12 protein-coding genes are annotated in these 14,059 nt (G+C 68.6%); 8 read left to right on the top strand and 4 right to left on the bottom strand.

The annotated features are described in order from the left end of the window. Window positions 1-8: 8 nt before the first annotated feature. Both flgL and CFB50_RS16735 read left to right on the top strand, forming a co-directional pair. Window positions 9-1,250, top strand: coding sequence for a flagellar hook-associated protein FlgL (gene flgL, locus CFB50_RS16740; protein WP_089446584.1), 1,242 nt, complete (start codon window positions 9-11; stop codon window positions 1,248-1,250). Window positions 1,251-1,539: 289 nt separating this feature from the next. Next, window positions 1,540-2,847 (top strand): solute carrier family 23 protein, encoded by a 1,308-nt coding sequence (locus tag CFB50_RS16735; RefSeq protein WP_046544247.1) that lies wholly within the window; start codon window positions 1,540-1,542, stop codon window positions 2,845-2,847. A 75-nt stretch (window positions 2,848-2,922) separates the two neighbouring features. Here CFB50_RS16735 and CFB50_RS16730 read toward each other — a convergent pair whose 3' ends face one another. Continuing rightward, window positions 2,923-3,807, bottom strand: a complete 885-nt coding sequence (locus CFB50_RS16730) for a transcriptional regulator GcvA (protein WP_089446583.1) — start codon at window positions 3,805-3,807, stop codon at window positions 2,923-2,925. Between the two features lie 96 nt (window positions 3,808-3,903). Between CFB50_RS16730 and CFB50_RS16725 the strand changes: the two genes are divergently transcribed. From CFB50_RS16725 to gor, 6 genes are all read left to right on the top strand, one after another. Next, entirely contained in the window at window positions 3,904-4,542 is a 639-nt protein-coding gene (locus CFB50_RS16725; RefSeq protein ID WP_089446582.1) for a chromate transporter, read from the top strand. After that, window positions 4,539-5,066, top strand: a complete 528-nt coding sequence (locus CFB50_RS16720) for a chromate transporter (RefSeq protein WP_043184629.1) — start codon at window positions 4,539-4,541, stop codon at window positions 5,064-5,066. The genes CFB50_RS16725 and CFB50_RS16720 overlap by 4 nt, the downstream gene beginning before the upstream one ends. Window positions 5,067-5,123: 57 nt before the next feature. Next, the gene (locus tag CFB50_RS16715; RefSeq protein ID WP_089446581.1) at window positions 5,124-5,870 is read left to right on the top strand and encodes a YoaK family protein; all 747 of its coding nucleotides are present in this window, start codon (window positions 5,124-5,126) and stop codon (window positions 5,868-5,870) included. Between the two features lie 419 nt (window positions 5,871-6,289). Continuing rightward, window positions 6,290-7,411 (top strand): porin, encoded by a 1,122-nt coding sequence (locus CFB50_RS16705; RefSeq protein WP_039369128.1) that lies wholly within the window; start codon window positions 6,290-6,292, stop codon window positions 7,409-7,411. Window positions 7,412-7,786: 375 nt separating this feature from the next. After that, window positions 7,787-8,017, top strand: a complete 231-nt coding sequence (locus CFB50_RS16700; protein WP_069249385.1) for a hypothetical protein — start codon at window positions 7,787-7,789, stop codon at window positions 8,015-8,017. 244 nt (window positions 8,018-8,261) lie between these two features. Then, window positions 8,262-9,620, top strand: a complete 1,359-nt coding sequence (gor, locus tag CFB50_RS16695; protein WP_089446579.1) for a glutathione-disulfide reductase — start codon at window positions 8,262-8,264, stop codon at window positions 9,618-9,620. 76 nt (window positions 9,621-9,696) lie between these two features. Here the strand turns inward: gor and CFB50_RS16690 are convergent, their stop codons facing one another. The 3 genes from CFB50_RS16690 to CFB50_RS16680 all read right to left on the bottom strand — a co-directional run bounded on the left by CFB50_RS16690 (window position 9,697) and on the right by CFB50_RS16680 (window position 14,017). Continuing rightward, a complete protein-coding gene (locus CFB50_RS16690; RefSeq protein ID WP_069249058.1) occupies window positions 9,697-10,998 on the bottom strand; it encodes an NAD(P)/FAD-dependent oxidoreductase in 1,302 nt (433 codons plus the stop codon). A gap of 25 nt (window positions 10,999-11,023) precedes the next feature. After that, a complete protein-coding gene (locus CFB50_RS16685) occupies window positions 11,024-12,328 on the bottom strand; it encodes an NAD(P)/FAD-dependent oxidoreductase (RefSeq protein ID WP_089446578.1) in 1,305 nt (434 codons plus the stop codon). Window positions 12,329-12,439: 111 nt separating this feature from the next. Then, a complete protein-coding gene (locus tag CFB50_RS16680; RefSeq protein ID WP_089446577.1) occupies window positions 12,440-14,017 on the bottom strand; it encodes a DUF3138 family protein in 1,578 nt (525 codons plus the stop codon). Window positions 14,018-14,059: the final 42 nt, after the last annotated feature.

The following is a 14,059-nucleotide window of genomic DNA, read 5'->3' as shown; positions in this document are numbered from 1 at the left end:
TAGAAGCGATGCGGATTTCCAGCGCCCAGTTCTTCCAGCTGAACGTTTCACAAATGAACGATCAGCAGACCCAGCTTGCGCAGCTGTATCAGCAGATCTCGAGCGGTGTGAGCCTGCAGACGGCGGCGGACAATCCGGCCGGCGCGGCGCAGGCCGTGCAGCTGTCGATGACGTCGGCGACGCTGTCGCAGTACGCGACCAACCAGAACGCGGCGCTCGCGTCACTGCAGGCCGAGGACCAGACGCTGCAGAACGTGAGCACCGTGCTGACGAACACGCAGTCGCTGCTCGTGCGCGCCGGCGACGGTTCGATGTCCGACAGCGACCGCTCGGCGCTCGCCACGCAGCTGCAGGGTTACCGCGACCAGTTGATGACGCTCGCGAACACCAACGACGGCGCGGGCAACTACCTGTTCGCCGGCACGAAGAATTCGGCGGCGCCGTTTTCGACGACGGCGAGCGGCAGCGTCGCCTATGTCGGCGACACCGGCACGCGGCAGGTGCAGATCGCCGATTCGAGCACCGTGTCGCAGGGTGACACGGGCGCGGCCGTCTTCATGTCGGTGCCGGCGATCGGCAGCTCGCCGGTGCCGTCGGCCGGCGCGGGCAACACGGGCACCGGCACGATCGGCGCGGTCACGGTGACGAACCCGTCGATCGCGACGAACGGCCATCAGTTCTTGATCACCTTTGGCGGCACGGCCGCCGCGCCGACCTACACCGTGACCGACAACTCGGTCAGCCCGTCAACCACCACGCCGGCGCAGGCCTATTCGTCGGGCGCGGCGATCTCGCTCGGCAGCGGAATGACGGTGGCGGTGTCGGGCACGCCGGCCGCCGGCGACAAGTTTGCTGTTGAGCCGGCGCCGCAGGCGAGCGGCGGCTCGGACGTGTTCTCGACGCTCGACGCGATGATCGCGGCGCTGAAGACGCCCGTGACGGGCAACGCTGTGGCGGGCGCGGCGCTGAAGAACGCGCTGATGACCGGCTCGACCAAGCTTGGCAACACGATGCGCAACGTCACGACGATTCAGGCATCGGTCGGTGGCCGCGAGCAGGAAGTCAAGGCGATGCAGGCCGTCAACCAGACCGCGTCGCTGCAGGTCACCAGCAACCTGTCCGACCTGACGAGCACCAACATGGTGACGACGATCAGCCAGTTCCTGCAGATGCAGAACGCGCTGACGGGCTCGCAGAAGGCGTACGCGCAGTTGCAGAACCTGTCGCTGTTCCAGTACATCAACCCCTGATGTCAGCCGCGCCGGCCGCGATGTGAGCGCCCGCTTGCGTCGCGGCCGGCGTCGGACGCCGCCCGCGCCTGTCCCCGCGCGGGCGGGCGCTTCACCGGGGCGCACCATCGTGCCCCGTTTCGCACATGCGGCAAGCCGCGCATCGTGCACGCTGGCCCCGCTCGGCGGCCCGCTTTTCAGCCCCCTTCTCAGCCTGCTTGCCAGCCCCATTTCCGCTCCGTAAACTCGCGCCAGATTCCAGACCGGCGCATCCTCCGCAGCCGGCGACTGACAGGAGCCCTTTTCCCCCATGTCCGATTCCTACTTCCCGCGCTGGCGGGTGCAATCGACCGGCGCGGCCTCGCGCGTGGTCGGCCCCGACGAGCGCCTCGCGTGGCCGCAGATGGTCGCGATGGGCGTGCAGCACGTCGTCGCGATGTTCGGCTCGACCGTGCTCGCGCCGCTGCTGATGGGCTTCGACCCGAACCTGTGCATCTTCATGTCGGGCATCGGCACGCTGCTGTTCTTCGTGCTGGTCGGCGGCCGCGTGCCGAGCTACCTCGGCTCGAGCTTCGCGTTCATCGGCCTGGTGATCGCGGTGACCGGCTACGGCGGCAGCGGCCCGAACCCGAACATCCCGGTCGCGCTCGGCGGGATCGTCGCGTGCGGCGTGGTGTACGTCGCGCTCGGCCTGCTGGTGCAGGCGATCGGCACGCGCTGGATCGAGACGCTGATGCCGCCCGTCGTGACCGGCGCGGTGGTCGCGGTGATCGGGCTGAACCTCGCGCCGATCGCGGTCAAGGGCGTGTCCGGGTCGACCTTCGAATCGGTGATGGCGCTGGTCACGGTGCTGTGCGTCGGCGGCGTCGCGGTGTTCTCGCGCGGCATGGTGCAGCGCCTGCTGATCCTGGTCGGGCTGGTGATTGCCTACGCGATCTACGCGGTCGCGACCAACGGAATGGGGCTCGGCAAGCCGATCGATTTCTCGATCGTCGGGCAGGCGGCCTGGTTCGGGGTGCCGAGCTTCCGCGCGCCGGTGTTCGATCCGCACGCGATGCTGATGCTCGCACCGATCGCGGTGATCCTGGTCGCGGAAAACCTCGGCCACATCAAGGCCGTCAGCGCGATGACCGGTACCAGCCTCGATCGCTACGTGGGCCGCGCGTTCATCGGCGACGGGCTCGCGACGATCGTGTCGGGCAGCGTCGGCGGCACGGGCGTGACGACCTACGCGGAGAACATCGGCGTGATGGCCGTCACGCGGATCTACTCGACGCTCGTGTTCGCGGTCGCCGCGGTGATCGCGATCGTGCTCGGCTTCTCGCCGAAGTTCGGCGCGGTGATCCAGACGATTCCGGGCCCGGTGCTCGGCGGCGTGTCGATCGTCGTGTTCGGGCTGATCGCGGTGACGGGCGCGCGGATCTGGGTCGTCAACAAGGTCGACTTCTCCGACAACCGCAACCTGATCGTCGCGGCCGTCACGCTGGTGCTCGGCGCCGGCGACTTCTCGCTGAAGATCGGCGGCTTCGGGCTCGGCGGGATCGGCACCGCGACGTTCGGCGCGATCATCCTGTACGCGATCCTGCGCAAGGAAAAGGAACCGGGCCCGGTGGTCTGAGCTTCCGGCGGGCGGCGTCCTGCCGCCCGCGTCGTCCTGCCGCCCGCGTCGTCTTTTGCGTCGAACGTCGAGGCGCTACGCGCCGACGTTCGACTGCGTCTGCAGCCAAGCGCAGAACTGCGCGACGAGCGGATCGTCCGCCGGCGCGCGCGGCGCGATCCACCAGTAGCTGCGCGTCGCGATGCGCGGCCCCTCCAGCGGCATCACCAGCCGGCCGCTCGCGAGTTCGTCGTCGATCAGCGGCAACGGGCCGAGCGCGACGCCCAGGCCGTCGACGGCCGCCTGCAGTGCCAGGTAGAAGTGGTCGAACGACTGTCGCTTGCGCCCCTTCATCGCCACGCCGGCCGCCGCGAACCAGTCGCGCCAGCCTTCCGGCCGCGTATCCGAATGCAGCAGCACATGGCGCGCGAGATCGTCCGCGCGCGCGATCGGCACGCGCTTGAGCAGCGCGGGGCTGCAGGCGGGAATCACGCTTTCGTCGAGGAAGTGGCCGCTCGTGCAGTTCGGCCAGTGGCCGGGGCCGCGGCGGATCGCGACGTCGAAACCGTCGAGCGTGTCGAGCGGCGCGTTCGACGTCGACAGCTTCAGCTCGACGTTCGGCACGTCGCGCTGGAACCGCGACAGGCGCGGCAGCAGCCATTTCATCGCGAAGGTCGGCAGCGCATTGATGCGCAGCACGCGTGCCGCGCCCGTGTTGCGCAGCTGCTCGGTCGCGAGCGCGATGCTGTCGAACGCCGCGCGCACGGTGTCCAGGTAGCGGCGGCCTTCGTCGGTGAGCTTCACGCGCTTGCCGTAGCGGTGGAACACCGGCTTGCCGAGCCAGGCCTCGAACCCGGCGATCTGCCGGCTGATGGCACCGTGAGTCACATGCAGCTCGTCGCCGGCGGCGCTGAAGCTTTCATGTCGTGCCGCGGCTTCAAAGGCCCGAAGCGCGGAAAAGGGCGGGAGATCGCGTGCCATGCTTGTGATTCTAGATCACAAGGGCGCGCCGATAAAATCGTTTTGCCGGTATTCCGAACGGCGGTAACCTCGGGTCACCGTTTGATAAGGAACCCCATGCAATCCGCTTCTCCGCCGGCCGCCCCGCCGCCGGCCGCGTCACCCCGCAGCGTCGGCCTCGCCGAGCTGTTCACCGGTTTCCTGTCGCTTGGCCTCATGTCGTTCGGCGGCGCGCTGCCGTTCGCGCGGCGCACCATCGTCGAAGAGCGCAAGTGGCTCTCCGCCGACGAATTCACCGATCTGCTCGGGCTGTGCCAGTTCCTGCCGGGCGGCAACGTGATCAACCTGTCGGTGGCCGTCGGCATGCGCTTTCGCGGCGTCGCCGGCGCGTTCGCCGGCATTCTCGGGCTGATCGCGGGCCCGACGCTCGTCGTCGTCGCGCTCGGCGTGCTGTACGCGAAGACGCAGAACGATCCGCGCGTGCAGCACCTGTTCGCGGGGCTCGCCGCGGCGGCAGCCGGGCTGCTCGTCGCGATGGCCGTGAAGGTCTTGAAGCCGCTGAGGCATGCGCGTGTGGCGGCCGGCATCGCGGTGCTCGCGTTCGTCGCGATCGCGGTGCTGCGCATTCCGCTGCTGACCGCGATGCTCGTGCTGACGCCGGTCAGCATCTGGCTCGCGTCGCGGCGCCGCGACGCGGGCACGCCGCAGCCGGCGCCGGCCGCGGCGCGCGACACGCAGCGAGGAGACCGGCCATGAACGACACGCTGATCGCCATCGCGACGATCTTCAGCCAGTTGTCGCTGCTCGCGTTCGGCGGCGGCAACACGATCCTGCCGGAGATGCAGCGGCAGGTCGTCGACGTCCATCACTGGATGAGCGCGCACGAGTTCACCGCGCTGTTCGCGCTGGCCCAGGCCGCGCCCGGGCCGAACATGATGATCGTGTCGCTGGTCGGCTGGCACGTGGCCGGCTGGAGCGGGCTGCTGGTCGCGTCGCTCGCGAAGTTCGGGCCGTCGTCGATCGTCACCGTGCTCGCGTTGCATGCGTGGGAGCGCTTTCGCGACCGGCCGTGGCGCCGCTACGTGCAGCAGGGGATGATGCCGGTCACCGCCGGGCTCGTCGCGGCGAGCGCGGTGCTGATCTCCGAGGCGTCGAACCGCACCGCGATCCAGTGGGGCATCACGGCCGCGTGCGCGGTGCTCGCGTGGCGCACGCGCATCCATCCGCTGTGGCTGCTCGCGGGCGGCGCGCTGATCGGCCTGACGGGCATCGGGCAGTGAGCGGCGCACTTTGACCGCCCGTGCGCCATACTGGCGCGAATCTTCACGGGAGGCTCGATGGATCTCGACGGCGCCAGCCGCAATCTCACTGTCGCCGCATTGCTGACGCTGTCCGGCGGCTACCTCGACGCGTACACGTATGTCGGCCACGGCCACGTGTTCGCGAACACGATGACCGGCAACGTCGCGCTGCTCGGCATCAACCTGTCGGCCGGCGAGTGGGCCGCCGCGCTGCATCACGTGCCGCCGCTCGTCGGCTTCACGATCGCGGTGTTCGTCGCGCACCTGCTCGGGCTTGCCGCGCAGCGCGGCTGGATGAAGCACACGGCGTTCGCGAGCCTGCTCGTCGAGATCGCCTTTCTCGGCGTCGCCGCGAGCGGCCTCGTCGGCGTGTCGAGTGCGTGGCTGATTCCGGGCATCTCGTTCGTCGCGACGCTGCAGACGCTGTCGTTCACCCATCTCGAGGCGCTGTCGTACACGTCGGTGATGACCACCGGCAACCTGCGGCGCGCCGCGCAGAAGCTGTTCGTCGGGCTGATCCCGCGCTACGACGCGGGTGCGCTGCACGACTCGGCGCTGCTCGCGACGATCAGCTTCTGCTTCCTGGCCGGGGCGGTGGTCGGCGGCCTCGTCACGCGGCTCGTGCCGGAGGTCGCGCTGTGGGGCGCCGTGCTGCTGCTCGTCGCCGCGTTCGCGGAAATCGTGCGGCGTGCGTGGCGCCGCGCGGGGAACGGCGGTGCGGGCGGCGAGGGCAGTAACGACGATGCGGGCGACGGCAGCGACGGGGCGACGCAAACGGCCTGACGGCAACCCGCAACCCGCAACCCGCAACCCGCAACCCGCAACCCGCAACCCGCAACCCGCAACCCGCAACCCGCAACCCGCAACCCGCAACCCGCAACCCGCAACCCGCAACCCGCAACCCGCAACCCGTAACCCGTAACCCGTAACCCGCTGCACCGATCGCGCCGACCATTTCGCCACGATCGGCGTGACCGCGTCGCACCATCGCCGAACCTTGCCGCGCCGCGCGGGCGGGCCCGCCGCGCGAACCGTTGTTCCCGGACGACAATCGCGCGATTGCCGCGCATTTCAATTTCTTTCAGCGATTGCAGTCGTCATATGATTCAGCCCACATCGCGCGCGCCAAGAACGTGAGCGATCGCCACCCGGCTGCGCACGCGGCCGGCCATGAATGGAGACACCTACAAAAAGGAAAGCTCATGAAGCAGACCACCCGACTCGCAGCCATCGCAGGGGGCGCCGCGCTCGCATTTGCCAGCCAGTACGCGGCCGCACAAAGCTCGGTCACGCTCTGGGGCGTCGCCGACGCCAGCATCCGTTACCTGACCAACGCCAACGCCAAGAACGACGGCCTGCTGTCGATGACCAACGGCGCGATCACGAACAGCCGCTTCGGCATCTACGGCACGGAAGACCTCGGCGGCGGCCTGAAGGCCGTGTTCAACCTCGAGAGCGGCGTGAACCTGCAGAACGGCGCCTTCGCCGACAGCGGCCGCCTGTTCAACCGCGCAGCGTACGTCGGCCTGCAGAGCCCGTACGGCACGGTGACCCTCGGCCGTCAGAAGACCCCGCTGTTCGACCTGCTGTCGGATACCTACGATCCGCTGACGGTCGGTAACTACCTCGAAAACGCGTGGCTGCCGGTCGCACTCGGCGGCGGCCTGTATGCGGACAACCAGATCAAGTACACGGGCAAGTTCGAAGGCCTGACCGCGAAGGCGATGTACTCGACCGGCACCAACTACGAATCGACCGGCGCGGGCGGCTTCTCGGGCCAGATCCCGGGTTCGCTCGGCAAGGGCAATGCGTGGGGCGTGTCGCTGTCGTACGTGATGGGTCCGCTCAGCATCGCGGCCGGCGCGCAGCAGAACAGCGACAACTCGGCGCGCAAGCAGACGATCTACCACGCGAACGTCGTGTATGCGTTCAGCAAGGCGAAGATCTACGCGGGCTACCTGCGCTCGAAGGACGACACGGGCTTCGTCGACAGCCTGCTCGCCCAGCAGACGATTCCGGTCGCGAAGGGCACCGGCCGGATCGACGACGGTCCGTTCGCGGGCGTGAGCTGGCAGGTCAGCGCGCCGCTGACGCTGACGGGCGCGTTCTACTACGACCACATGCGCAATGCGATGACCACCAACGGCACGCTCGCGAGCGGCAACCGCTACGCGATCGTCGGCATCGCCGAGTACGCGCTCAGCAAGCGCACGGAAGTCTACGGCACCGTCGACTTCAACAAGACGAACGGCGCGGCGAACGTCGAGCTGCCGGGTCGCAGCAACCAGACCGGCATCGCGATCGGCCTGCGCAATATCTTCTGACGAACGTCGGAACGCATGGGCCGGCTTCGTCCGACCTGCATCGAAGGGGCGCCGCGAGGCGCCTCTTTTTTTTCGTCACGCGACCTTCATGCGCGCGCACGACTATTCGGCGAATGCTTCATCACGAGACCCCCGCGCCGTAAGGGTTTCGTCGGCAATCCAGAACATACTTTTACAGTGCGCGCGACGGCTTTCCGCTACGCTGCGTGCATCGCCCGTTGCGTGCCGCCTGGCGCGCGCGTGCGTCGTTCCGGTTGCGCTCGGCGAGTGCGGCCGGCCTGGTGCGTAACTTGTGTATCCGGTGATGACAATCGTGGTCCGCCGGTTTTTTTTCGTGGGACGATGCGCTCACGATTTTCTTGAAAGGGGATGACGATGGGTATCCTGAACACCGTGGGTGAAATCGCTGGCGCGGTCGCCGCTGTCGAAGGCGCGGAAAAGCTGGATCCGGATGCGGGCCTGCTGACCAAGGCGGCCGCCGCTGTCGCCGGCTTCAAGGGTGCGGAAGCGATCGAAGGCATGCTCGAGAAGAAAAAGGAAGACCAGCCCGAACAGGCTGCAGACGACACGCAGGCGACGGACGGCAGCGACACGTCGCAGGCATGAGCATGGCGGCTGGTCCGGCCGTGGGCGCGCCCTTCGCGCGCCCGGGCGGACCGGTGCCGCGCAGCCGGCAGGTCGGGCATGCGGTCGATCGGTGACGCATGACACACCCGGCGGCTGGTTTGACCGGCGAGAGGCAACGTCTCTCGCCGTTTTTTATTGGGCGCGCGCCGGGCTGCACCGTGCGCCGCAAGAATGCCGGAATCTTGCTATCGTGCCTTCATCCGAACTGCGATGAGGGAATGCGATGGATTTCGACTACGACCTGTTCGTCATCGGCGCCGGCTCGGGCGGCGTGCGGCTCGCACGCATGTCCGCGTCATACGGCGCGCGTGTCGGCATAGCGGAACAAGAGCAGATCGGCGGCACCTGCGTGCTGCGCGGCTGCATTCCGAAGAAGCTGCTCGTCTACGCATCGCACTACCCGCATGAAGTCGAGGACGCGAAGGGCTTCGGCTGGACCTTCGGCGCCGGCACGCTCGACTGGCCCGCGCTGATCGCCGCGAAGGATCGCGAGATCAACCGGCTCAGCGACATCTACATCAACCTGCTGCGGCAATCGGGCGTCGAGATGCACGCGGGGCGCGCGACGCTCGTCGATGCGCATACGGTCGCGATCGGCGAACGCACGATCCGCGCGCGCCACATCGCGATCGCGACCGGCTCGCGTCCGTCGATGCCGGCGCGGCCCGGCATCGAGCATGCGATCACGTCGCGCGAGGCGCTGTCGCTTGCCGCGTTGCCCCAACGCATCGCGGTGGTCGGCGGCGGCTATATCGCGGTCGAGTTCGCGGGCATCTTCAACGGCTTCGGCAGCCACGTCGACCTGTTCTATCGCGGCGAGAAGATCCTGCGCGGCTTCGACGACGACGTGCGCCAGTTCCTGACCGACGAGATGACGAAACAGGGCGTCACGATCCATGGACGCGCGGTCGTCGAGTCGATCGAGCGCGCGGACGACGGCACGCTGAGCGTGCGCGTCGGCGCTGCGCGGCACGGGCCGTACGACCAGGTGCTTTATGCGACCGGCCGCGTGCCGAACGTCGACGGCCTCGGGCTCGAGCAGGCGGGCGTGATGCTCGACGCGCGTGGCGCGATCGCCGTCGATGCGTATTCGGCGACGTCGGTGCCGTCGATCCACGCGATCGGCGACGTCACGTCGCGGCCGCAGCTCACGCCGGTCGCGACGCGCGACGGCGGGCTGCTCGCCCGCACGCTGTTCGGCGGGTCGCGCGTCGCGGCCGATCACGAATGGGTGCCGTCGGCGGTGTTCAGCCAGCCCGAGGTCGCGACGGTCGGGCTCACGGAGGCGACCGCGCGCGACCTGTACGACGGCGACGTCGATATCTACCGCACGTCGTTCAAGGCGCTGCGTCATACGCTGTCGGGCCGCGACGAGCGCACGCTGATGAAGCTGGTCGTCGCGCGCGACAGCCAGCGCGTGGTCGGCGCGCACATGGTCGGCCGCGATGCGGGCGAGATCATCCAGGGCATCGCGATCGCGATTCGCGCGGGCGCGACGAAGGCGCAGTTCGACGACACGATCGGCATTCACCCGACCGCGGCCGAGGAGTTCGTGACGATGCGGCAGAAGGTGGCTGACTAGCGGGGCGCGTCAGCGCACGGCGGCAAACGAACGGCTGCGTGTCGGCGCGGCCGTGTCTCGTTGAGGTGGCCGCCGCTCAATGCACGCCGAACGCGTCGAGCAGCCGGTACCAGCTCATCGCGAGCACCAGCGCCGGCGTGCGCAATGCCTCGCCGCCGGGGAAGTCGCGATGGCGGATCTTGTCGAACAGGTCGAAGCGGCTCGCCTGTCCGTTGATCGCCTCGGCGATCAGCTTGCCCGCGAGCGCGGTCGTGTTCACGCCGTGCCCCGAGAACCCCTGCGCGAAATACATCGTCGGCGCGATGCGGCCGAAGTGCGGCGCACGGTTCATCGTGATGTCGACGAAGCCGCCCCACGCGTAATCGACCTTCACGTCCGCCAACTGCGGGAACGTCTTCAGCATGTCCGCGCGCATCGCCGCCGCGAGATCGCGCGGCTCCCGCGTCGAATAGCTGACCTTGCCGCCCCACACGAGCCGCGTGTCGGGCGCCGGCCGGAAATAGTCGAGCACGAAACGGCTGTCGCAGATCGCCGCGCGTGCGGGCATCAGCGCGGCGGCGCGCGCGTCGCCAAGCGGCTCGGTCGCGATCACGTAGGTGCCGACCGGCATGATCTTCTTCGACAGCGCGGGCGCGAGCGTCCCGACGAAGGTGTTGCACGCGAGCACGACGAAACGCGCGCGCACGTTGCCGCCGCTCGTCTCGACCACATGTCCGCCCGCGACGTCGCGCACGCGCGTCACGCAACTGTCCTCGTGGATGCGCACGCCCGCCTCGGTCGCCGCGCGCGCGAGGCCGAGCGTGTAGTTGAGCGGATGGAGGTGGCCGCTGTCCGGGTCGTACAGGCCGCCGCAATAGCGCTCGGACTGCACGTAGTCACCGAGTTCGTCGGCTTCGACGAAGTGGAAGCGGTCGTAGCCGAAGCGCTTCGCGGCTTCGTCGCGCCAGCGCTTCAGCCCGTCGGCATCGCGCTCGGTGTTCGCGGCCGTGAGATAGCCGGGCACCAGCGCGCAGTCGATGTCGTGCTGTGCGATGCGCGACTTCACGAGCGACAACGTTTCGAGCCCCATGTCCCAGATGCGCTTCACGTCGCCTTCCGGCATGAACTGCCCGAACGTGTCGATGTCGCACGCGAACCCGCCGATCAGCTGGCCGCCGTTGCGGCCGCTCGCCGCCCATCCGACCCGCGACGCTTCGAGCACGGTCACCGAATGGCCGCGCTCGGCGAGGTTGAGCGCGGTGGACAAGCCCGTGAGGCCCGCGCCGATCACGCACACGTCGGCATCGATCGTGCCGGCGAGCGGCGCGTGGCGGGTCGTATCGTTGGCGGTCGCCGCGTAGTAGGACGCGACGTGCGGCTGGTTGGCGAATGTCTGCATGATCAGGAGAACGGAGAAAGTGGGCTCAGAACAGCTCGCGCACGCGGTGGTACAGCATCCCGAGTTCGAGCGCGGGTTGCCGCCACGCGTCGCCGCCGGGGAAACGGCGGTGACGCATGCGCGCGAACAGGTCGAACGCGCGCGTGTCGCCCGCGATTGCGCCGGCGACCGCGCGTCCGGCGATGCCGGTGAGTGCGACGCCGTGGCCACTGAAGCCCTGGACGTAGAAGAAGTTCGGATCGAGTGCGCCAAAATCCGGCGCGCGGTTGCGCGTGACGTCGACGAAGCCGCCCCACGCATGGTCGACGCGCACGTCGCCGAGCTGCGGGAACACGCCGACCATGCGGCGCCGGATCGTTTCCGCGAGCGTGGCGGGCGATGCGCCGGCCGAATTCGCGCGGCCGCCGAACAGCATCCGGTGGTCGGCCGACAGCCGGAAATAGTCGAGGAAGAAGTTGTTGTCGCACACGGCTTCGCGCTGCGCGATCAGCGCGTCGGCGCGCGCCTGGCCGAGCGGCTCGGTCGCGATGATATACGACGCGATCGGTGCGATGCGGGCGGCCGTCGCGGCCGGCAGCACGCCGCCGGGGCCCGCGTTGCAGCACGACACGACGAAGCGGCAGCGCACGTCGCCCGTCGGCGTGCGCACGATGGGCCGCTCGCCGCGCACGATGTCGAGCGCGGGTGTATGCGCGTACAGCGCGATGCCTTCGCGGCGCGCGGCATCGGCAAAGCCAAGGCAGTACTTGAGCGGATGCAGGTGGCCCGACAGCGGATCGTAGACGCCTGCGAGATAGCGCGTCGATGCGATGCGCGCGCGGATCTCGCCGGTGTCGAGCCACGACAGCGACGGATGGCCCCAGCGCTGGGTCGCGGCGTCCATCCACGCGTGCAGGTCGTCGATGCGGCGCGGTTTCGTCGCAACCGTCAGGTAGCCGCGCGTGAAGTCGCAGTCGATCCCGTAGCGCGCGATCCGCTCGGCGATCAGCGCGACGCCGTCGAGCGACAGCGACCACGCGGCGCGCGCGCCGTCGGCGCCGAGCTGCCGCTCGATCTCCTCGTCCTTCGCGAAGCCGGTGATCGCCTGGCCGCCGTTGCGGCCCGATGCGCCCCAGCCGGGCCGGTGCGCGTCGATCACCGCGACGGACAGCCCGCGCGCGCGGCAGTCGAGCGCCGTCGACAGGCCCGCGAAGCCGGCGCCGATCACGCAGACGTCGACGTCGATCGTCCCGTCGAGCGCAGGGTCGTCCACGGCGGGGCGCACGGCCGTCGCTTCGTAGTACGAGTCGCGCGCGAGCGCATCGGCGCGGCGGGTGAAAGACTGCGTCATGAATCCGACTCCCTCGTTGCAGCCGGCGGCGGTGCATCGCGCACCGTCATCCGGCCGGTAAAAACGGCGCGGGACGCCGTGCGCGCGGCACGGCGTCCCGCGCGGGCTGCATCAGAACGAATAGATGAACTGCGTCGCGAGCAGGTCGTTGGACTTGCCATACGATCCGTCGTTGCGCAGGAACACCTTGTTGTTCGCCCAGTCGTGGCGGTATTCGACCTTCACGGTGATCTGCTGGGTCGGATAGAACAGCAGGTCGAGCGCGACATCCTGGCGCACGGCCCCCTTGCACTCGAAGCCCAGGCCGCCACCGGCCTTCGACATCGCGAGGCAGTCCGCGTCGACGCCGAAGCCGTTGCTCGGATCCATCCCGTTGCCGTTCAGCGCGATGCCGCCACCGCCGCCGCCGTTCTTCGAGTTGGCGAGCAGGTCGTAGCGCAGCGTCACGCCCATGCGGCCGACCACCGGCGCGTTGAACTTGCGGTGCGCGAGCAGCGACAGGCCGTACCACTGCGCGAGCCCGCCGTTGAACGCCGCATGCTGCTGACGGCCGTAGTCGACTTCCGCGTTGTACTGAATGTCGGCGAGCGTGTAGGTCGCGTCGAGTTCACCGAAGAAGAACGAACCGTAGCCGCTCGGTGCCGCTCCGCCCGGGCCGTAGTGGACGACGCCGTTCGCATCGATCGCGCTCGCGAGCGTCTGGCGGCCGATGTTGAACGAACCGCCGAGATCGAGCGCACTGGACCACGTGTAGTCCGCGCGTGCGGTGAAGGTCGGCACCTTGTTGCTGGTGGTGATCGGATCGCCGAGCGCGTTGGTGCCCGTCGTCGTGACCGAACCGTACGTGCGGTACTGCTCGTTGCCGAGGAAGAACTTCCACGCCCAGTTGCCCTTCGTGTAGTTCGCGCCGATACCGACGTAGCTGCCCGGATCCGAGAAATCGTACAGCAGGTTGTGCGTGAGCGTGAGCATCTGGTTCGACTGCTGCACCTCGTAGCCGCCGAAGCTCGGGATCAGGCCGGCGACCAGCGTCGTTTCGGCGGTGATCGGCACGTTGATGACGGCGGTGTTCAGCAGGTTGTCGGTGATCGAGCCGCGCGAGTTCTGCAGCAGCGTGATGCCGTTGCCGCGGTTCGGCATCAGCGTGATTTCCGCCGACGGCGCCATCGGGCCGACGCCGAACGTCTTCTTGATGTCGAGGTAGAGATCGCCGAACGTGCTGTTGAAGTAGTTGTATGCGTTCTCGTGGTTCGCGAACAGGAACGACGACGTGCCGGCCGCGCGGTTGTATATGTAGGTCGGGTCGATGTAGCCCGTCACCGACAGGCCGGCCAGCGGGCCCGTGTTGGCCGCGTCCGTCAGCGAGTCGACCTTCAGCTGCTGGTTCGCGATCTGCTGCTTCATTTCGCCGACCTCGTCGTTGGTCAGCGTGGCCTGCGCCTTGCCGTAGTCCGGCGAGCCCGGGTCGACGGCCACGGCGGCCGGCGCGGCGCCGGCCCCTGCCTTCGTGCCGGCCTGGGCGGTCGCGGTGCCGCCCTTCGCCGACAGTTGCGCCTGCATCGCCTTCATCTGTTTCTGCAGCGCCGCGACCTGCGCCTGCAGCGCCTTGATCTCGGCGGATGTCGAGTCGGCCAGCGCGATGCCCGGTAACGCGCCGGCCACCAGCAGGCAGATCAGTTTCTTCTTCATTGCGGATTCTCCTTGTCGTGTGCCTGTCAAATCGGAATCGAA

The organism is Burkholderia sp. AU33423 (assembly GCF_002223135.1).
Lineage (GTDB): Bacteria > Pseudomonadota > Gammaproteobacteria > Burkholderiales > Burkholderiaceae > Burkholderia > Burkholderia lata_D.
The sequence above is the reverse complement of the archived record's forward strand: the minus strand, read 5'-3'. Positions and strand labels throughout refer to the sequence as shown.